Origin of the sequence: Syntrophomonas palmitatica JCM 14374, from assembly GCF_001311885.1 — a bacterium.
GTDB lineage: Bacteria > Bacillota > Syntrophomonadia > Syntrophomonadales > Syntrophomonadaceae > Syntrophomonas_A > Syntrophomonas_A palmitatica.
Window position 1 is genome coordinate 63,171 of the sequence record NZ_BBCE01000006.1, and the last position, 19,278, is coordinate 82,448.

General features: G+C 45.0%; 22 protein-coding genes, 2 pseudogenes and 2 riboswitches. Of the genes and pseudogenes, 22 read left to right on the forward strand and 2 right to left on the reverse strand.

Translation table 11 applies throughout. The features are described 5' to 3' along the window. The first annotated feature begins 31 nt into the window (after nucleotides 1-31). From JCM14374_RS04735 to JCM14374_RS04810, 18 genes and pseudogenes are all read left to right on the forward strand, one after another. Nucleotides 32-760, forward strand: coding sequence for a CPBP family intramembrane glutamic endopeptidase (locus tag JCM14374_RS04735; RefSeq protein ID WP_054694151.1), 729 nt, complete (start codon nucleotides 32-34; stop codon nucleotides 758-760). Nucleotides 761-778: 18 nt separating this feature from the next. Continuing rightward, entirely contained in the window at nucleotides 779-1,075 is a 297-nt protein-coding gene (locus JCM14374_RS04740) for an FmdB family zinc ribbon protein (RefSeq protein WP_278279235.1), read from the forward strand. Nucleotides 1,076-1,247: 172 nt separating this feature from the next. Further along, nucleotides 1,248-1,517 (forward strand): late competence development ComFB family protein, encoded by a 270-nt coding sequence (locus JCM14374_RS04745; protein ID WP_054694156.1) that lies wholly within the window; start codon nucleotides 1,248-1,250, stop codon nucleotides 1,515-1,517. 66 nt (nucleotides 1,518-1,583) lie between these two features. Next, nucleotides 1,584-2,033: a ribonuclease HI gene (rnhA, locus tag JCM14374_RS04750; RefSeq protein ID WP_054694161.1), complete on the forward strand. Its 450-nt coding sequence runs from the start codon at nucleotides 1,584-1,586 to the stop codon at nucleotides 2,031-2,033. A 266-nt stretch (nucleotides 2,034-2,299) separates the two neighbouring features. Continuing rightward, nucleotides 2,300-2,695, forward strand: a complete 396-nt coding sequence (locus tag JCM14374_RS04755) for an acyltransferase (RefSeq protein WP_242848824.1) — start codon at nucleotides 2,300-2,302, stop codon at nucleotides 2,693-2,695. Between the two features lie 11 nt (nucleotides 2,696-2,706). Then, on the forward strand, nucleotides 2,707-2,829 hold the full coding sequence (locus JCM14374_RS14460) for an LbetaH domain-containing protein (protein ID WP_369397301.1): 123 nt from the start codon (nucleotides 2,707-2,709) through the stop codon (nucleotides 2,827-2,829). A 108-nt stretch (nucleotides 2,830-2,937) separates the two neighbouring features. Next, nucleotides 2,938-3,585, forward strand: a complete 648-nt coding sequence (locus JCM14374_RS04760; RefSeq protein ID WP_242848829.1) for a YkgJ family cysteine cluster protein — start codon at nucleotides 2,938-2,940, stop codon at nucleotides 3,583-3,585. Between the two features lie 140 nt (nucleotides 3,586-3,725). Beyond that, nucleotides 3,726-4,925, forward strand: a complete 1,200-nt coding sequence (locus JCM14374_RS04765) for an ABC transporter substrate-binding protein (RefSeq protein ID WP_242848825.1) — start codon at nucleotides 3,726-3,728, stop codon at nucleotides 4,923-4,925. 224 nt (nucleotides 4,926-5,149) lie between these two features. Continuing rightward, nucleotides 5,150-6,062, forward strand: a pseudogene (locus tag JCM14374_RS04770) (branched-chain amino acid ABC transporter permease). Next, the gene (locus tag JCM14374_RS04775; protein WP_054694167.1) at nucleotides 6,025-6,921 is read left to right on the forward strand and encodes a branched-chain amino acid ABC transporter permease; all 897 of its coding nucleotides are present in this window, start codon (nucleotides 6,025-6,027) and stop codon (nucleotides 6,919-6,921) included. The pseudogene JCM14374_RS04770 and the gene JCM14374_RS04775 overlap by 38 nt, the downstream one beginning before the upstream one ends. 94 nt (nucleotides 6,922-7,015) lie before the next feature. Then, nucleotides 7,016-7,091: riboswitch (Fluoride riboswitch) on the forward strand. Nucleotides 7,092-7,186: 95 nt separating this feature from the next. Then, nucleotides 7,187-7,357 (forward strand): hypothetical protein, encoded by a 171-nt coding sequence (locus JCM14374_RS13415; RefSeq protein ID WP_157048964.1) that lies wholly within the window; start codon nucleotides 7,187-7,189, stop codon nucleotides 7,355-7,357. Further along, a complete protein-coding gene (locus JCM14374_RS04780) occupies nucleotides 7,335-7,712 on the forward strand; it encodes a P-loop NTPase family protein (RefSeq protein ID WP_054694170.1) in 378 nt (125 codons plus the stop codon). Before JCM14374_RS13415 ends, JCM14374_RS04780 begins: the two co-directional genes overlap by 23 nt. A 78-nt stretch (nucleotides 7,713-7,790) precedes the next feature. Beyond that, the gene (locus JCM14374_RS04785) at nucleotides 7,791-7,982 is read left to right on the forward strand and encodes a hypothetical protein (RefSeq protein ID WP_054694174.1); all 192 of its coding nucleotides are present in this window, start codon (nucleotides 7,791-7,793) and stop codon (nucleotides 7,980-7,982) included. 17 nt (nucleotides 7,983-7,999) lie between these two features. Next, nucleotides 8,000-8,740 carry a sulfite exporter TauE/SafE family protein gene (locus JCM14374_RS04790; RefSeq protein ID WP_054694177.1) on the forward strand — a complete coding sequence of 247 codons (741 nt, stop codon included), beginning with the start codon at nucleotides 8,000-8,002 and terminating at the stop codon, nucleotides 8,738-8,740. 96 nt (nucleotides 8,741-8,836) lie between these two features. After that, nucleotides 8,837-8,906: riboswitch (Fluoride riboswitch) on the forward strand. A 130-nt stretch (nucleotides 8,907-9,036) separates the two neighbouring features. Next, nucleotides 9,037-10,317 (forward strand): phosphopyruvate hydratase, encoded by a 1,281-nt coding sequence (gene eno / locus JCM14374_RS04795; protein WP_054694180.1) that lies wholly within the window; start codon nucleotides 9,037-9,039, stop codon nucleotides 10,315-10,317. 874 nt (nucleotides 10,318-11,191) lie between these two features. After that, nucleotides 11,192-12,811 (forward strand): dynamin family protein, encoded by a 1,620-nt coding sequence (locus JCM14374_RS04800; RefSeq protein WP_172674154.1) that lies wholly within the window; start codon nucleotides 11,192-11,194, stop codon nucleotides 12,809-12,811. A 25-nt stretch (nucleotides 12,812-12,836) separates the two neighbouring features. Beyond that, nucleotides 12,837-13,595, forward strand: a pseudogene (locus JCM14374_RS04805) (ABC transporter ATP-binding protein). A 2-nt stretch (nucleotides 13,596-13,597) separates the two neighbouring features. Then, nucleotides 13,598-14,470, forward strand: a complete 873-nt coding sequence (locus JCM14374_RS04810; protein ID WP_054694184.1) for a DMT family transporter — start codon at nucleotides 13,598-13,600, stop codon at nucleotides 14,468-14,470. A gap of 97 nt (nucleotides 14,471-14,567) precedes the next feature. On the opposite strand, the gene JCM14374_RS04815 is transcribed toward JCM14374_RS04810, so the two are convergent. After that, on the reverse strand, nucleotides 14,568-15,548 hold the full coding sequence (locus JCM14374_RS04815) for a SpoIID/LytB domain-containing protein (RefSeq protein WP_054694188.1): 981 nt from the start codon (nucleotides 15,546-15,548) through the stop codon (nucleotides 14,568-14,570). A gap of 148 nt (nucleotides 15,549-15,696) precedes the next feature. Here JCM14374_RS04815 and JCM14374_RS04820 point away from each other — a divergent pair, with 148 nt between their 5' ends. Continuing rightward, nucleotides 15,697-16,155, forward strand: a complete 459-nt coding sequence (locus JCM14374_RS04820) for a tRNA (cytidine(34)-2'-O)-methyltransferase (RefSeq protein ID WP_054694191.1) — start codon at nucleotides 15,697-15,699, stop codon at nucleotides 16,153-16,155. 169 nt (nucleotides 16,156-16,324) lie between these two features. After that, nucleotides 16,325-17,221 (forward strand): GGDEF domain-containing response regulator, encoded by an 897-nt coding sequence (locus tag JCM14374_RS04825; protein WP_054694194.1) that lies wholly within the window; start codon nucleotides 16,325-16,327, stop codon nucleotides 17,219-17,221. Nucleotides 17,222-17,267: 46 nt separating this feature from the next. Here the strand turns inward: JCM14374_RS04825 and fdxA are convergent, their stop codons facing one another. Further along, nucleotides 17,268-17,441, reverse strand: coding sequence for a 4Fe-4S ferredoxin (gene fdxA, locus JCM14374_RS04830; RefSeq protein WP_054694197.1), 174 nt, complete (start codon nucleotides 17,439-17,441; stop codon nucleotides 17,268-17,270). Nucleotides 17,442-17,639: 198 nt separating this feature from the next. Between fdxA and JCM14374_RS04835 the strand changes: the two genes are divergently transcribed. Both JCM14374_RS04835 and cdaA read left to right on the forward strand, forming a co-directional pair. Beyond that, on the forward strand, nucleotides 17,640-18,272 hold the full coding sequence (locus JCM14374_RS04835; RefSeq protein ID WP_242848830.1) for a thiamine diphosphokinase: 633 nt from the start codon (nucleotides 17,640-17,642) through the stop codon (nucleotides 18,270-18,272). Nucleotides 18,273-18,455: 183 nt separating this feature from the next. Then, on the forward strand, nucleotides 18,456-19,271 hold the full coding sequence (gene cdaA, locus JCM14374_RS04840) for a diadenylate cyclase CdaA (RefSeq protein ID WP_083453867.1): 816 nt from the start codon (nucleotides 18,456-18,458) through the stop codon (nucleotides 19,269-19,271). The last annotated feature ends 7 nt before the right edge of the window (nucleotides 19,272-19,278 follow it).

Genomic DNA, 19,278 nt, shown 5'->3' on the forward strand with positions numbered 1-19,278 from the left:
AGCATAGAGGAAGATAAATTGGCTGGGGGGAATGAAACTGGAAGTAACGGATAAATATCCGCGTTGGGGTTTTGTGGAAATAATACTGGCCTACTTCTGCATAATGCTGGTCGGCTGGGCGTATTCCTGGGCTGATCAGCAAAGCGGCGGATTTGTCCGCTGGATAGGCTTGGCGGATAACCAGTTCAATGCTTTCGTTACCGCCTACATAGTTCAATTTATAACTACCATTGCGATGGTGGTCTTTTTCACGATTATTGTGAATAAGGCCGATTGGCAACAACTCGGCCTGAAATCGGCTTCAAAGGAGGCTTTTATTAAATATGGCTTCTTAGGCGGGGTGCTGCTGCTGGGAATGGTTATGATTCTCGGCTACCCTATAAATTACCTGCAGCCAGACCTGGAACCGCAGGTTTTTGAGAAGATACTACGTTCTATAGATAATATCCCTGCTTTGCTGCTTTTGTTGTTTATGGGAAGTGTACTGGCTCCAATTTCCGAGGAACTCTTTTACCGGGGTATGATGTACCCGGTTTTCCGCAGGCATCTGGGGATACGGTGGGGAGCGACAGCAGCCGGTGCGGTTTTTGGCCTGGCCCACTGGGATCTGTGGCGAACCATACCGCTGGCGGTGGGCGGAGCCTTGTTGTGCTGGATATATGAAAAGACCGGGAGTATACTGGTGTCTGCTGTGGCTCATGGGGTTTGGAACGGAACTCTGGCATTGATAATTTATTTTACGATGGTTTATAATTTATAACCGGGGTGATAAAATGCGATTTACGATTATAAATGTGAAAATTGCGGAAAGTTTGAAAAGATGCAGAGGATTACTGAACCTCCCCTGGAACAATGCCCGGTTTGTAATGGAAATGTAGAGCGTTTGATAAGTAAAAATGTAGGAGTAGTATTTAAGGGTTCGGGATTTTATAAAACCGATGCCCAGCAGGTTAAGGAAAAATACCGGGAATTGAATAAAGAAAGGCAAAAAGACAACCAGGCCATTTTAGATGGTGATATTGGGGGTTTTGTAAAACAATCCGAAGCGACCACGCAGAAAGTATCTGAAAATTAACCTGAATTTACAGCGGTTCTTTCACTAAAGGTGATAAAGAACCGTTTTTTGTTGGCCGGTGAAAAAGAGGATTTTTGAGCTTTTTGCAGTATTTAACATATAGTGAAGCAGCAGTGAAAGTTTTTTCGTCTAAGATGTCAAAAAGCCTAATCTAATACAGGTTGGTGTAAAAATGATTGTTAAAAATATTGTGGAACCACTGGTTTGGGAGACGCTGGGCAAAGTTCTTAACAGCAAACCTGAAGCCTGCCGCTGTGAAAAATGCCAGGCGGATATGGCCGCATATGCCCTGAATAAACTCCCTCCCAAGTATGTGGTAAGCCGTAAGGGTGAAATTATCGCCCGAGCGGTATCACTTGACAATAAATATAATATTGCGGTTTTGGTAGCGGTTACAGAAGCGGTGGAGATTGTAAGCCGCAAACCCCGGCACGATGACTGACAATAATTTGGGGTGACTATTATTAAGCTTGCGATGCTTCGAGTGTTGAAGTAGTGGAGTGGGTGCATGAAAAAGATAATTATATATACTGATGGAGCATGCTCTGGCAATCCGGGACCTGGCGGATGGGGAGCTGTTCTTTTTTATGGGGAACATATTAAGGAAATTTCTGGCGGCGAGGAGGCAACCACCAACCAGCGCATGGAATTGACGGCTGTTATCGAAGCGCTGAAAGCGTTAAAGGTGAGCGGATGGGAAGTAACGGTTTATTCCGACAGCGCTTATATAGTGAATGCTTTTAAACAGGGATGGATTGAAAACTGGCAGAAAAACGGCTGGAAAAACAGCAAAAAAGAAGCGGTGGCCAACCAGGATTTATGGCTGAATTTGCTGGCCTTGCTGCAGAAAAACCGGGTGAAGATAGAAAAGGTCAAAGGCCACGCCGGGGATGAGTTCAACGAGCGCTGCGACCAGCTCGCCCGCGCAGCGATAAAGAAGTTAATAGCCCCAGATTAACCCAGATGAACACTGATAGTTCTGCCAATACAAGAATAAATTTGGAGATGTTGTGCGAAAGTTTAAGTAAGTAAATGATAACATCGGCAAAAAGCCATATAGCGGCTGAACCAGGTTCATTTCATAATTTAGAGTAAAAATCCATTATATGCAGGTTATAATCATCAGTAAAAATCAGTGGTATGGGGATTAACTGCAGAATTAAGAATCTGTGCAAATCAGTGTTAAGCAGCGGCTAATTCATATTTTCCGGGGAGGTGCTGTATATGTGGCAGGAGATGAAGGATGCTTATACTACCTGGAGGGTGAAAAAGTACCTGAGCAGCTGCGGGGATAACCTGCGGGCGCGCAACCCGGGGTGTTTTCACCTGGGCAAGGGTTCAGAGGTCCATATAGGACATAATGTGCTGCTGGAGCGGCAGGTGCTTTTTTCTACGGGCGAAAATGCCAGGATTTACATAGGTGATAATACCTACCTGGGGGATTATACTAATATACTGGCAGTGCGGGAGGTTCGTATCGGCAAGGGCTGCGCCATCAGCTGGCATGTGCTGTTTATGGATACTTCCTCTCATCCGTTTGGCATCCGGGGTCAAATTCCCCAAACCTTAATTGCCCCGATTATAATTGAAGATCATGTCTGGATAGCTGCCGGGCGGTAATTCTCAAAGGAGTGACGGTGGGAGAAGGCGCCGTTATCGCCAATAATGCCGTGGTAACCAAGGATGTTCCTCCCCGTACTCTGGTGGGAGGAAACCCGGCCCGGGTGATAAAAGAAGATGTAATATGGGAGTAAGGTATCGCCTTTAAATGGAATATAACTTAACTTTCGCATCTGCTTTAAACAAATTCATATCTTGCGCGCAACTTTAAATATAACTTTATGAAAAGTTAGGTTTTGGCAATGAATAAAATAGAGTTAAAACAACAAACAGAGAATGGACAAAATCTTTTAAATATAGAAGTTATTGATATTTCGGCTACCGTTGCCGATCTTCTGCAGGTTTGGCAGCCCCTGTGTGATGATGAAAAGATTGTCAAGTTATATGCTGAAGGAGGTCATGCCAGCTGCCGGGCCTGTAAAGTTAACTGCTGCAATACCGCCTATGTAATCCCCGATCTGGTTGCCTTCCGTAAGATGGCTGCCGGGTTGAATTATGATTACCACGAGTTTATTGATGATTATTGTCAGACCCAGAAACGAGAATTAGGTTTGCTGAGGTTAAAGCCTAATCCCTGTGTTTTTCTGCGAGAAGACATCTGTACCATTTACCCGCTTCGTTCCCTGATATGCCGCTTCTATATCTGCACCCCCCTGACCGGATCAACCGAACAACTAATTTACGAGATTGCGTGGACCGGTGCGGCGGCTACCTGCATCTTCGCTGAGGAGAAAGGTCTTTTGCGGACAGATTCCAAAGGCGGATTCAGCAGTTTTGATCTTTTATTTAAACAACTGGTGGATGATTACCGTTCTCATCCGGGCGTGGAATTATTTTTGCGGGCCGCTGATTACGATGATATACCCCTGGCTCCGTTTCTAATAGAATAGCCTTCTTTCCGTTGCAGGAATTTGTCTAAAAAAACGGAATATATAAACGGAAAAATATCAACGGTTATCTTATTTACGGGGGTGATGAAAAACTGGTATCTTTGCTGCCTTTATAAAAATTTAGTAGGGAGGGCAATGTTTTGAGGTTTAGAACTAATTCCAAACTGGTTATGCTGTTGTGCTTGTTAATGGTTTTTTCGCTTTTTTCCGGCTGTGCCAAGAAAGATGGAGGGGAGGCTCAGAAAGACTCGGCTAAACAGGCTGATACAATCAAACTGGGCTTCCTGGGCGCTACCACAGGAGATGTAGCGTGTTATGGCATTCCCGGGCAAAAAGGCATGAAAATGGCTATTGATGAGGTTAATGCCCAGGGCGGTATACTGGGAAAGCAAGTTGTGGGAATCTATGAGGATAATAAGGGCGATTCAGCGGAAATTGCCAATATTGCTACCAAGTATATTACCCGTGACAAGGTAGTGGCTATGGTTGGCGACCCCTGCACCGGGTTAACCAAAGTGGCGGCCAAAATAGCCCAAACCAATAAAGTGGTTCTTCTGTCCGCTGGCGCAACCAGTACGGGCGTAGTAGAAATAGGAGACTATATATTCCGCAATACCCTTTTGGACAAGTATGCTTCACCGGCTGTAGTTGAATGGATGGTAAAACAAAAGGGTTGGAAGAACATAGCCATTATAACTTCATTGAATAATAGCTATAGTACGGGATTAACCCCGCTTTTCAAAGAGGCCATTAATAACTCTGGAGGCAAAATAGTCCTGGACGAAACAATTAATGACGGAGAAACTGATTTCAGCGCTCAAGTAACAAAAATGAAAAAGGTTAAACCCGATGTGCTGGTATTTACAGGTTACTACAAAGAAGGGGCTTTAATAATGAACGAAGCCCAAAAGCAAGGCCTGGATATCAAGATGGTCGGCGGCGACGGGTTGTATGGGGAAGACCTCATGAAACTGGGCGGCAAAGCTGTCGAGGAAAAGGTAATATATTACGCCGGCTTTACCCCGGAAGAGAAGACCCCTCAGACCACTGAGTTTATTAAGGCCTATAAGGCTAAATACAATGGCGAAGAACCGGATATGTTCGCTGCGCAGTATTATGATGCGGTTATGATTCTCAAAAAGGTTATGGAAGACAGCAAGAGCAGCGATCCCAAGGTATTCAAGAATGAACTGGCCAAGCTGAAAGACTATCCCGGTGTTTCCGGCAATACTACTATTGGACCCGACCGTGAACCTATCAAGAGCCCGGTTTGCTTGTTAACAGTCAAGGACGGAAGCTTCCGCGCTCTCTTGGAAAAGATTCCGGTAAAGGCCCAGTAACGTTAAATTCTCCGGGGACCTGTGCAAGCTCAGGTTCGGGGTGATTTAGCTATAGTAATTATGAGTTAGTAACTCAACTTATGCACTTGAAATAAGGCAAAATATAAAGCTGTGTTCCTATAGTTGACATGAAACCGGCTGACGGCCCAAAGTCAAGCAGCCCATGGCCGCACATAATATATCAAGTGCGAAAGTTGAATTAGTAAATTAATAGGAAGTGGCGTATGTTCTGGCAGCAATTACTAAACGGGCTGACCCTGGGAAGCAGCTATGCCCTGATAGCCCTAGGGTATACCATGGTTTACGGTATTATTCAGCTGATTAATTTCGCCCATGGGGATATCTTTATGTTAGGCGCTTTTGTAGGCTGGTTCTTGGTCAGTGTAGCCGGGGTGAATATTGTTGTGGCTCTGTTGGGGGCCATGGCTTTTTGCATGCTGACCGGAATGCTGGTAGAAAGAGTGGCTTATCGTCCTTTGCGGGGCAAGTCTTCACGTTTGTCTCCCCTGATCAGTGCTATAGGGGTATCTATTTTTCTGTCCACTTTAATGGTCTTGATCGCCAGTCCCAATGCCAGGCGCTATCCCGAAGTAATTCCATCACATACTGTAAGCCTCGGTTCATTGGAACTGTCCTCTTTGCAGATTATTATTCTGTTATTATCGGCAGCCTTGATGGTGGGACTGGAGATTATGGTGCAGAAAACCCGCATGGGCAAAGCGATGCGGGCCTGTTCGCAGGACCTGGATGCCGCAGCCTTAATGGGGATAAACGTCAACCGCATTATCTCTTTAACCTTTGCGGTCGGTTCAGCTGGCCGCCGCCGGGGGAGTAATGGTCGGCATTTATTACAACGCGGTATGGCCTTATATGGGAACCATGGCAGGGATGAAGGCATTCTGCGCTGCGGTATTAGGTGGTATTGGATCTATACCCGGGGCCATGCTGGGAGGATTGACCCTGGGGGTGATGGAAATCATGGGAGTGGCTTATTTATCGTCTTCTTACAAAGATGCTATTGCTTTCGGGGTATTGATTCTGGTTTTAATTATCCGTCCGCAGGGATTCTTAGGACAGAAAATTGTAAAAAAAGGTGTAGGTGAAAAAATTGGATGCACTGCTGACGCAGTATATTGATCCATATTTTCTGCGCATTATATTGCTGATAGGTATTAATATCATTCTGGCTCTGGGATTAAACCTCATTACCGGGGTCACCGGGCAATTATCCATGGGTCATGCGGGATTTATGAGCCTGGGGGCATATACTTCGGCCATACTTTCAATGCATTACGGGGTTTCTTTTCCGGCAGCGCTTCTGCTCGGCGCGGGGATCGCCGCTGTTTTCGGGGTTATTATCGGCATACCAACCCTCAGATTGCAGGGTGACTACCTGGCCATGGTTACCATCGGTTTTGCGGAGATTATCCGCGTATTTTTTCTTAATTTCGAGCCGGGGGGAAAAGCGGTAGGGCTGGCGGGTATTCCGCAATATACTACCTTTACGCTGGTATGGTTTATAGTTATTGTGGTCATAATCCTGAATGGCTGTTTGCTGTATTCCAGAACCGGCCGGGCTTTATATGCTATCCGTGAAAATGAAATTGCGGCTGAGTCATGCGGTGTGGATACGACCCGGATGAAGGTTATGGCTTTTACCATAGGAGCGTTCCTGGGAGGATTAGGCGGAGGTTTATATGCTCATTTCATGTATTATATCGATCCCCAGGTGTTCGGTTTTACCAAGTCTATAGAAATCTTAAACATGGTGGTCTTGGGAGGAATGGGCAGCATTCCCGGCACCATCCTGGGAGCGGTCATACTGACCATCCTTCCTGAGTTTCTGCGCGTAGTAGCTGATTACCGCCTGCTTTTCTACGGAGCATTGCTGGTAATTTTAATGATATTCCGCCCCAATGGACTTTTAGGAGATGTACGCATTTACGATCTTAAACATTCAGCTTGGTGGAAGAAACAAAACCCCCAATACAGGTAATATCCTGAGCATTAAGCCTTGACAAAGTTATCCCTGAATACTAGAATAACGTTGATTATCGCACCTTCATCCTCTATAATGTAACCAAATCCCATAACAGATAGGCGATGGTGCTCGCCTGCAGCCGTTAAAGGCTCAAATGCTGAACAGCTAATAGCTCCTGTCAAATTGACGGGGGCTTTAATTATTTATGAAAAGCCCTGGCAGGAGGAAGCTTCCATGACTTTCCCCGGAATATTATTTATGACTAAAGAAGGCTTTATTGATGTATTGCGATCGGGACTTTGACCTGGAGTTAGAATCGTCACCTGTTCAAGAAGACCTGATTCAGGATCTGGAGCTGAATATACTGATTAATGCTATGTCCCTTGGTGATGAGTATATATTCCTGGCCTGTAAAAGAAGACGCGGCCATGAACAGCGGAAAACTGGATGAGGAGCTTGGCCGTATGAACCAAATAGTGTATACACTGAAGCCTGGGTCCCTGGTGCTTTTCAATGAATCATTTGCCGCCACTAATGAAAGGGAAGGCTCGGAACTTGCCCGGCAGATCATTTGCGCCTTGATCGAGAAAAACATTCAGGTTTTCTTTGTTACCCATCTTTATGAATTTGCCAGCCGCATTCATGACCGCCAGATGCAGAATGTCATGTTTCTGCGGGCAGAAAGACACAGCGATGGAAGGCGAACCTATAAAATGATAGCTGGGGAGCCTTTGCGAACAAGTTTCGGGCAGGATATATACCAGCAGGTATTTGAGCAGCATGATTTTGCGAACAATACCAGTTAAAACCAACCTTATGTGTTATAGCCTGGATCTTGTATAATTAAAGAAAATGCAGCCAGCCTTTTAAAAGGAGAGGATCATATGCGGCAGTACTGGCAATTTGATTACTATGTTGGCGGCAGGCATAAGGTCCGCTACTTCTATGGAACAGAAGCTGCTGTTAATAATCGGATTAAGAAATATGAATGTGAAAGCAAAGAGCTGATAGTCTTGAATAGGTCCCAGGCCATTTATCTTAAAACAGAAAAGAAGATACATATCATAAAATTATAATAGTAAGGGGATAATGCATGGATTTATCAATCCTATTCGGTTGGCAGGGGGTTGAACTCCTGGCCCTGAGTCTGGTGGCTTCAATCATAGCTGCAGTGGCTGGTTTTGGCGGCAGCGTAATCCTGCTTCCGCTGGTAGTACATTTATTCGGGATAAAGGCGGCAGTACCTATACTTACAGTGGCTCAACTGTTGGGCAATGCCTCACGGGCCTGGTTTGGACGAAAGTCCATAGATTGGAGGGTGGTATTCTATTTTAGCCTGGGATGTATACCTTCGGCTATTATTGGCGCGGTTATGTTCGGTTCAATACATGCCAGCTGGTTGAAAACAGGACTGGGCGCCTTTTTAATACTAACCTTGATATATCGTCATTCCGGGCTTAAATCAGTAAATATGAGCCTTATTCACTTTATGCTGTTAGGTGCTGTCTTTGGCTGGTTATCTGCTGTTGTGGGAACGGTAGGTCCTCTGGTAGCTCCGTTTTTCCTGGATTATGGGCTGGTAGGTTCAGCCTACATCGCCAGTGAGGCGATGACTGCTGTAGTTATGCACATAACCAAGGGGATTGTCTATTCAAAATACGCGCTGCTGGGATGGGATACTTTTTTCATTGGACTGATGATGGGGCTGGTGATGGTATTAGGCTCATTTACCGGCAAGCAAATTGTAGACCGGATGCCCCGCATTTGGTTCACCAGAGTAGTGGAAACAGTAGTCTTGCTGACCGGTATTGGATTTGTGTCCGGACTCATGTGAGTCGGGGATAAAAAGTCTGTAATTTCAGCCGAATGGGGGGTCATTTCTTTACATAAAGGGGTTGTAGGTTATAATATACAAAAAGCAATAGTTTAATATTTTCCAGGTGATGGAGCTCACCTCGCTGTCATTGCGGAACCGCCCTGCTAATGGCTCCTATCTTTTGAATAGGGGCAGTTTTTGTTGGTGCTGGTTTTATGATGGAGAGCAAACGGTCATAAAAGTCCCTAAACCGGGGAAAATGTCTTTGTTACTAATTAAAATAAATAATTTTAGAATGGAGATGTTTTAAAACCATGAGTATTATTACTGATGTATTCGCCCGGGAGATTTTAGATTCCAGAGGGAACCCTACTATTGAAGTGGATGTTTATTTGGAAAGCGGGATAATGGGACGGGCCGCTATTCCTTCGGGCGCATCTACGGGAACCAATGAAGCCGTAGAATTGAGAGACAATGATAAAAGCCGTTATTCAGGCAAAGGGGTTCAGAAAGCCGTAAAAAATGTCAATGAAATCATCGCCCCTGAATTGATCGGGGAGGATTGTCTGGACCAGTACGAAATCGATCAGCACATGATTCAGCTAGATGGAACCCCTAATAAAGGTAAATTGGGAGCTAACGCGATCCTGGGCGTTTCCCTGGCTGTGGCGCGGGCTGCTGCTAAGGTTCTTAATATCCCCCTCTACAAATATCTGGGCGGAATCAATGCCAGGCTTTTGCCGGTGCCCATGATGAATATTTTAAACGGCGGCAAGCACGCGGATAATAACCTGGATGTGCAAGAGTTTATGATTGTGCCGGCTGGAGCTCCTAATTTTAAAGAAGCTCTGCGGATGGGAGCCGAGGTGTATCATACTCTTAAAGCGGTTTTGAAGAAGAATAATCTTAATAGTTCGGTTGGTGATGAAGGCGGCTTTGCTCCCAATTTAAACACCAATGAAGAAGCATTGGAATTGATTGTGAGCGCTATTGAGCAGGCAGGCTATGTACCGGGACAGGATATATTCCTGGCTATGGACCCGGCCGCCTCGGAATTTTATCAAGATGGGAAATACGTATTTGCGGCCGAAGGAATCGCCCGCAGTTCAGAAGAGATGGTGGATTATTATGAAGGACTGGTAAACCGTTTCCCCATCGTACTCATCGAAGATGGTATGGCTGAGGACGATTGGGACGGCTGGAAAATAATGACTGACCGGCTCAGCCAGCGGATTTTGCTGGTAGGAGACGATATATTCGTAACCAACCCCGCCATCTTGAAAAAAGGCATTGAACAGGGTATAGCCAACAGCGTGCTGATAAAGCTCAATCAAATCGGAACACTTACCGAAACCCTGGATACTATAGAAATGGCCAGGGATGCAGGCTATCGTTGCATGGTATCGCATCGTTCAGGCGAAACCGAAGATCCCTTTATTGCTGATTTTGTAGTAGCTACCAAGGCCGGGTTGATAAAAACCGGAGCACCCGCCCGCACTGATCGGGTGGCTAAATACAATCAGCTGGTTCGTATAGAAGAGGAATTAGGGAATGCGGCTCAGTATAGCGGCATGGCTGCTTTCAGAAAACGGTAGGATTATCCGCATTAAGGGCGCAGAAAAGGACGGTAAGTTATAGTCACTCGCAATCTTCACAGGAGTATAACCCTTGCAGGAAGAAAAGCGTTGGGATGGGAAAGATTGCCGCGTCGCTGCGCTCCTCGCAACGACAAACACATAGTTTGCGTAACAATGAAAATACCGGAAAGTTTATTTTCTTGGCTGCGCATCATTAGTCAACTGCGAAAGTTGGTTACTGATTGAACGCAAGGCAAGCATAACGCTTTGTCCAAGCTGTCAGCCGGTATTTAAGTCAAGAGTTAAATTATCTGTGTATATCAGTGTTTATCCGTGGTTAAACGCTTTATAGTGTCTTATCCCGCAGTTAGCGCAGGGGCGATTCACGAATCGCCCTGTCGTTGCGAGCGCAGCGAAGCAATCTATAATATTATGGCAAGGGAGAGATTGCTTTGCTGCACTCGCAATCTTCACAGGAATATAAACCCTGCAGGAAGAAAAGCGTTGGGATGGGAAAGATTGCCGCGTCGCTGCGCTCCTCGCAACGACAAACACATAGTTTGCGTAACAATGACAATACCGGAAAGTTTATGTTCTTGGCTGCGCATCATTAGTCAACTGCGAAAGTTGGTTACTGATTGAACGCAAGGCAAGCATAACGCTTTGTCCAAGCCAGGAAGGTAAGGCGGGCTCAACCCGCAATAAAACTGAAAGCAGTAATTCGGTTATTATACAGTCTGTTCCTTTAGTCAACATGAGACCGGCTGACGGCGGGATAAAGCGTTATGATTGCCTTAACCAAAGCTGCTTTTACTGTACATAATCATTCAACCGCGCCAATTGGCTTATTGCAGAATAAGCAGGCAAAAGTTGATTAAACCGAGGTATGGATATGGATAAAGAAGTCCAGGAGTTTTTGTTAGAAATACAGTCGGTTTGTGAAGAATTTGGATTGCATTCCGTTAACAAAACCCTGCAAAGGATCAAGAATTTTGCCCGACAAAATCAATACATTGATGTGGCTGTATTAGGGCAATTTAAGGCTGGCAAAAGCTCATTTTTAAACAGTTTCTTAAATAAAGCCCTGCTGCCGGTTGGCAATATTCCAGTTACGGCGGTTATCAGCCGCATCAGCTATGGACCGCAGGAAAAGGTCACAGTAACCTTCACGGATGGCAGCCGCCAGGAAATATCCAGCCAGGAAATTGAGGATTATGTTTCTGAATCCGGGAATCCGGAGAATGAGAAGAATGTATTGCTGGTTGATATTGAGCTGCCTGGACTTGAACAGATCAAGACAATCAGATTAGTTGATACACCAGGTATAGGCAGTGTATGGAAACATAATACTGAAACAACAACGAGCTGGTTCCCGGAAACCGGAGCGGTGCTGTTCCTGATAAGTGCCGAAAAACCGATATCGGAAAATGAACTGACTCTGCTGCAGGAAATTTACCTTTATTCGCCGGAAATTGTTATCGTTTTAAGCAAAACCGATCTTTTTGCCGAAAAACACCTGCAGAATATGGAAAAATTTACTAAAGATGTGCTGCGGCAATACTTTAACAAGGATTTCCCGCTGTTGAGACATTCTTCTCATAAAGCAACCCTTGAATACAATGAAGCTATTAAACAGGATATTTTATTGCCCCTGGCCTTGAACCGGGACGAAAATTTTGCCAAAATCCTGCGACACAAACTTGAATCTTTATCAAATAATTGTCTGTCATATTTGGAAATAGCTTATGAGGCTTCCCGGCAGAAGGAGTCCGATAGAAAAAGACTTCAGGAATCAATTCTGGATGAGCATTTGCATTTTCATTTTATCCGCCGCGAACTCCTGCTTATTATTGGCAGCTATAAAGAGAAAAACCGTGAACAGGTATATGATTACCTGAATTCTTTCCGCGGGGAGATAGAAACCAGGCTGAAAAACGGTTACCGCACGGCCTTTCCCGATTGGAAGGGCAATCTTTATTCCGTCAGCAGACAATATGAAAACTGGCTCAATCAGACCTTAACCCTGGAACTTCAGGAGATTTTATTAAAAGAAGAAAAATCCTTTGAGTTATTAGGCGCGTTGAAAAGACATCTCACATTTTATCTAAAATCCTTCCGGGAAAGACTGAGTCATAACCTGGAACAGGTCTTAGGTATAAAAGCCAATCTGGCAGCCCTTGATATTTCCGTGGATGAAATAAAGAAACCTAGCATTTCTATCAGCCGGGCTTTTGATTTTCATTTAGATATGCTTTGGTTTTTCTTTCCTATGTTTATCTTCAGGGGTATTTTTCAGCGTTATTTTGAGAAACAGATCGATTATGAAATTGATAAAAACCTGCATCGTCTGACTTCAAATATGAATGAAAGGATAAATAAAGAAATGGACAGCTTGATGGTTAAAGCCCTGTCCTACATAAATGATGAACTGAATATGATTGAAACCCTGCTCGGAGAAAATAAAGGCGCCAGTGATTATATCCTGAGTAAAATGGAACAGATCAGACTTTAAACGGAAAGATTAAAGAGGTGACGAAATGTCAGTTCTGACATTAAGGGGCATCAGCCAGGAATTCGGCGGCCTGAGGGCCCTGGATGGCATAGATCTGGATATCGAAGCGGGGGAAATATTCGGCATTATTGGTCCCAATGGCGCCGGCAAAACCACCCTGTTTAATATCCTGACCGGGATATACTATGCGACCGAGGGAGAATATTATTTTAAGGATCAGGTTATGAAACGGGTTCCGCCTTTTCGCGTGGCCCGTATGGGCATTGCTCGTACTTACTAGAATATCAGGCTTTTCAATAAATTATCCGTTTTGGATAATGTGCGGGTGGGGATGCACAGCGTCACCCGCAGCGGCATATTTTCAGGAATGTTTCGCCTGCCCGCTTCCAGAAGGGAAGAAAAAATCATAAGGGAACGTTCTCTGAAACTTTTGGAAATGGTGGGTTTGTTTGAAAAACGCGGAGAATACGCTGATAATCTGGCCTATGGGGAACAAAGAAAATTGGAAATTGCCAGGGCCCTGGCCGGATCTCCCGCCCTTTTGCTTCTGGACGAACCTGCGGCAGGGATGAATTCCACCGAAAAGGTCGAACTGGTGGATTTGATAAGGGGAATACGTGATCAAATGCAGCTTACGATTTTACTGGTTGAGCATGATATGAACCTAGTCATGAATATATGTGAACGGATTGCCGTACTTAATTATGGCCGTAAAATCGCCGAAGGTATTCCCGACCAGATAAAAAGCGATCCTGGAGTAATTGAGTCCTATCTGGGAGCCTAAACATGAGGATTTCTCTGGTTTACCTGGCCCTATTTTTCTCGGTGCTGTGCATGTCCTTTTCTTCAATTATGATCAAGTTTTGTACGGCTCCCGCCATAATTATCGCTTTATACCGGGTGTTTTTTACTTCAGGTCTGGCCGCCTTTATTCGCGGCCCTCGTCTGGCCGGCAGCTTGCGGAGCCTTTCACGCCGGGATTTGAAGCTGACTATGGTTTCAGGATTTTTTCTGGCCTTGCATTTAGGATTTTGGATTACTTCTTTATCTTACACTTCGGTTTCCAGTTCGGTTTTATTTACGAATCTGCAGGTAATCTTCGTTCTGGTTCTGTCGATCGTGTTATTAAAAGAAAAACCTGGCCGCATGGCAATTTTAGGGATTTTTATAGCCCTGGCCGGTTCATTTTGCATTGCGCAGGGCGATCTTTCCCGGGGCCGTTTCCTGGGAGATATGCTGTCATTAGCCAGCGGGCTTTTTGTGGGCATTTATTATTTAATCGGACGCCAGATACGTGCCCGGGTGGACACTATGACTTATACCGCCATTAACTGCGCGGTAGCCTGCCTGTTCCTGGCCCTGTTCTGTCTGGCCACAGGGCAGCGGTTTACCGGTTATCCTTATCTGGATTGGCTGTTGTTTTTATTGATGGCTCTGGGCCCCGGGCTGGCTGGACACGGTCTTTTGAACTGGGCTTTGAAATACTTGCAGGCGCCGACCGTATCGGTATCTATCCTGGGTGAATCGGTGGGAGCCAGCATACTGGCCTATTTTATATTTGGCGAAAACCTGCTATGGTACCAAATCAGCGGGGGGCTTTTAATATTAACCGGCATTTATATTGCCGCTGTGAATGAAGGCCAGGGGATAGCGGATTAATATTAGTAAATCAACGGCAAAAGATTGATATTAATCTAAAAAGAACAACCCGGAGAAGTTCAGGGTTGTTCTTTTTTAGTTTTGGACTTATAAGAGCTTAATACATATCGTGCAGTTGGGCTTTGGGGAAGTAATGTTTAATAATGGCCTGGGCATTTTTGCCTTCCTTAGCCATTGCATAGGCGCCCCATTGTTCCATACCTACACCATGTCCCCAGCCGCTGCCTCTAAAGACAATGTTATTGCCCTCCGTTTTGACGCTGCTGATTACAGTAGAGTACAAGCGATCAGGACCTATTTTAGCGCGCAGATCTACGGCGGAAATCGTAGCCTTGCCTGCGGTAATGGTTTTAGCCCGTCCAGATGGTCCCCGGGTGCTGACCCTAATGTCATTCAGTGTCCCGGCTTTGCTGCCCATAATGTTTTGTATTTCGGAACGGGGGATCTTAACCGTCCAATTACGGTATTTGGCCGGGGCATATTTGATGCCGTGGGTTGCTACTGGAACCAGGTAACCAGCCTTGTTTTTAAGCTTGGGAAAACCTTCCTCGATGCTGGCGGTTTTATCCTTAGAAGATGAATGGAACAGGGCATAGACGAATTTACCGTTGTATAACAACACCTGTCCGCGAGTTTCATCTACAGCCCGTGATATCATAGGCGTAATCTTGGTTTGGTCGTATTCCTGAAATTCTGTATGAGAGTCGCTCATGTCCGTCTGATGCTTTCCGCGCGTCCCGTTTTCGTAATTAATCAGAGCCAAAGTCATAGTGCGGGCAACAATGGCCTGCGCTTTCATAGCTTCCAGGGGATATTTGGGACCTACTTCCGCAGCTACCACACCTTTAAGATATTCTTCCAGTTTAATATTTTCCTTGGCGCCGGTGGCGGTGCGATAAATGCTGAAACTGGGTTCTGAGCTGTATTTAGTGACTTCCTTCTTCAGGGTCAGTGGTTTTTTGCTTGGCATGGGCGCCGGAATCGGTTTCTTACTTTGCTGCTGGCATCCGGCCAAACTGAATATAAATATTAGAACCAGAAACACAGCCGCATAGCAGGATAAATTTCTTTTCTGCAAGAAGTACCAGCCTCCTTCGTAATTTTGTTCTAGTTTGCCCGTTATTAAATCAATTATTTGCTGGACATGGACTTCACAGACTTTTATGCTTTACAAAAGGCTTTAATTTTTCTGTTTAACCCCTAACTTTTTAGATAGGAGGCTTGCTATGCATATCGTCCTGGTGGAACCGGAGATTCCGCAAAACACCGGTAATATTGCGCGCAGTTGTGCTTTGACGGGGTGTACTTTGCATCTGGTGGGCAGATTAGGGTTTTCACTTGAGGATCGGTATTTAAAAAGAGCGGGGCTCGATTATTGGGAATATGTAAATATAATACGCTGGACTGGTTTTCATGAATTGCTTGAACATTATCAAGACGCCAATTTCTACCTGGCCACTACGAAAGCCCAAAAATATTATAACCGCGTATCATACCAGCCGGATGATATGCTGGTGTTCGGCGCCGAAAGCCGGGGCTTGCCAGAGGACATTTTATCGATGTTTCCGGATAAACATATCCGCATACCCATGATTAACATGGGAAGGTCATTAAACCTTTCTAATGCGGCAGCGATTATTATATATGAGGCACTCAGGCAGATGGATTTTCCTGGACTGGATTAACCGTAAAAATCGATAAAAATTATATACACATTTCCACAAATATAAAATATTATAATAATAACGTCACATGCTTATATATTCCATATTACCCTATTCTAAGAGGACAAACGACCTAAAAAATGCCTCAATCCTAATTAAAGCAAGATCAGATTACAAGGGAGCTGGGAAAATGCGGATTCTTATAGCGGATGATGATTTACTGTCCCTGCGCATTCTTAATGATTATATTAACAGCTGGGGATATGAGGTGATTTTGTGCCGCAATGGCGATGAAGCCTGGGCCGTATTGGAACAAGAAAACCGCCCTAATATTGCTATACTGGATTGGATGATGCCGGGCCTGGAGGGGGTTCAGATTTGCGAAAGACTAAGAAAAATGAATCCGTCCCGGTATGTGTACGTTATTTTGCTTACGGCCAGAAGTAAGACGGAAGATGTAATAAAAGGGCTCGACTCAGGCGCGGACGATTATATTATAAAGCCTTTCCATCCGGAGGAGCTGAAATACCGCTTAAGAATCGGGGAAAGGATAATTGAACTTGAACAACGTATTATCAGCATGGCCAGCACCGATTATCTTACCGGCCTTTTAAATCGCCGGGCTTTTATGGAGAGACTGGAGGCGGAGATAAATCGCGCTCAGCGCGGTTACAATCACCTGGGTATTATTATTGCTGATCTGGATCATTTTAAGGATATAAATGATAGATATGGACACCAGGTGGGTGATCGTGTACTGCAGGACGCATCCCGATGCCTGACTTCGGCTTGCCGGGTGTATGATTTTGTAGGCCGATATGGCGGGGAGGAATTCATCATTTGCCTGCCCGGGGCCAATATTAATGAAACCTGTAATATAGCGGAACGGATGCGGAACATGCTCAGAGAACAGAGAACGGTGTTAGCGGATAATACAGAAGTGGGAGTGACAGCCAGTTTCGGAATTGCTGATATGTCATCAGGCAGCGCGATGAGTTCAGACGACTTGATTAAAAAGGCTGATGATGCTCTCTATCAGGCCAAGGGTAAAGGACGCAACCAGGTGGTAATTGCTGACTCAAAATAAAAAACCCCTGAATGGGGTTTTTATTAAGCACCTATATAAATGAGTTTTATTCCACCGGCACGGGAGCTTCGACTGGACAAACATCTGCACAAGAACCGCAATCGGTACACAGTTCTGGATCGATTTCGTATTTGTCCTCGCCTTCACTAATCGCCTCCACCGGACACTCATCAATGCATACTCCGCAGGAGATACACTCATCGGTGATTTCGTAAGTCACTTTGTTCCCTCCTTTGCCACATTTAAGCTACTAGCATTATAATTAACGCCTTTTTGTTTGTCAATTTAGAAACCAGGCGTATAAAGACAGAATTGCCTGCCCGATCAGCACATAATATTGCCAGGACAATAGTTCCATGGCATAAAATATACCTTGGATATATAATTGTCGGAAAAAGGAGATATACGCTTGAAGTGCATGGTTCTCGCCAATGGCGAATATGGAGTGATGGATGCCTATAAAGACCTGGTGAAAAATGTTGATCTGGTGATATGTGCTGATGGCGGCGCCAACTATGCTTACTACCTGGGAATAAATCCCGATTATATTATTGGTGATCTGGATTCTATCACCGCTGAAATTAGAGAATATTACCAACTGCAAGGGGTAAAATTTAAGAAGTATCCGCGTTCTAAAGATTTCACCGATACGCAGCTGGCTCTTTCTTTAGCAGAGGAACTGGGAGCAGATGACATAGTCCTGGTGGGAACTCTGGGCAAAAGACTGGATTTTACCATGTCCAATATTTACGCCGGTCTGGATATGGCGCACAGCGGGAAAAAAATAAAACATTATTCCCCCGACTGCACCATTTATCTGCTTACAGGCAGCTTGCGGCTGGAAGGGTGTAAGGGAGACCTGGTCTCTGTACTGGCTCTAAGCGACCAGGTTCAAGGGGTATGTGAAAATGGATTTGTTTATCCCCTGCAGAATGCGGTTATAGAGAAAACAAATCCCTATGCGGTTTCAAATGTTATCAGCGATGATAGGGCTGAAATCAATCTAAGCCAGGGTATACTGCTGGTATTCCACTATCACGGCAATAGATAATATAATCGGGGCGGAAAAATTGCGCTTGATATATTATGTAAGGTAAAATACTGCTTGACTTAAGGCAATCATAACGCTTTATTCCGTTGTCAGCCGGTTTCATGTTAACTATAGGAGCAGAACAATATGCTTGCCTTAAGTTAAGTGCGAAAGTTGAGCTATAAGCATCCCGGAGGTGCAAACTTGGATTTTACTTTTTTAACCGGTATATTTGCCAGTCCCTGGGATATAATTCGCAACCTGGTTGATATAGCTATAATTTCATATATTCTCTACCGCCTGCTGGGGCTTATCAAGGGTACCAGAGCCGAGCAATTGCTTAAAGGATTGGTGCTCCTGCTTATTTTTACGCTTGCGGCAGGTTTCCTCAAACTCACCATGGTAAATTGGCTGACAGAAAAGCTGTGGATATTATTTGCCATTACCCTGCCTATAGTATTTCAGCCGGAAATACGCCGTTTCCTGGAACAGTTAGGCCGTGGCGGTCTTTTTGGAATGCGGAGTTTGTGGAGTGACAAAGGCGAATACGATGAAATGGTTGCGGAACTTTGTCTTGCCGCCCAGTCGTTATCGCGCAGCCGCACAGGGGCTTTAATCGTTGTGGCCAGGAAAACTGGCATTGGCGAATATCTGGAAAGCGGCGCCAGATTGGATGCCCTGGTTTCTGCCAGCCTTCTGCAAACTATTTTCTTTCCCAATACTCCTTTACATGATGGAGCAGTGGTAATCAGAAACACTCGTATCGAACGTGCGGGCTGCTTTCTGCCCCTAAGTGACAATCCTGCCCTGGATCGTCAACTGGGGACCAGGCATCGCGCCGCACTGGGAATAAGCGAAGTGTCAGATGCGGTGGTTCTTATTGTCTCTGAGGAAACCGGGCAGGTTTCACTGGCTTATAATGGAGAAATTAAGCGGGACATTGGTATCGATGAGCTCAAGTTAATGCTTGAGAAAAAGCTGGGTGAAACCGGTAATGATACCTCGTGGTTCAGGAGGTAATGGGTCA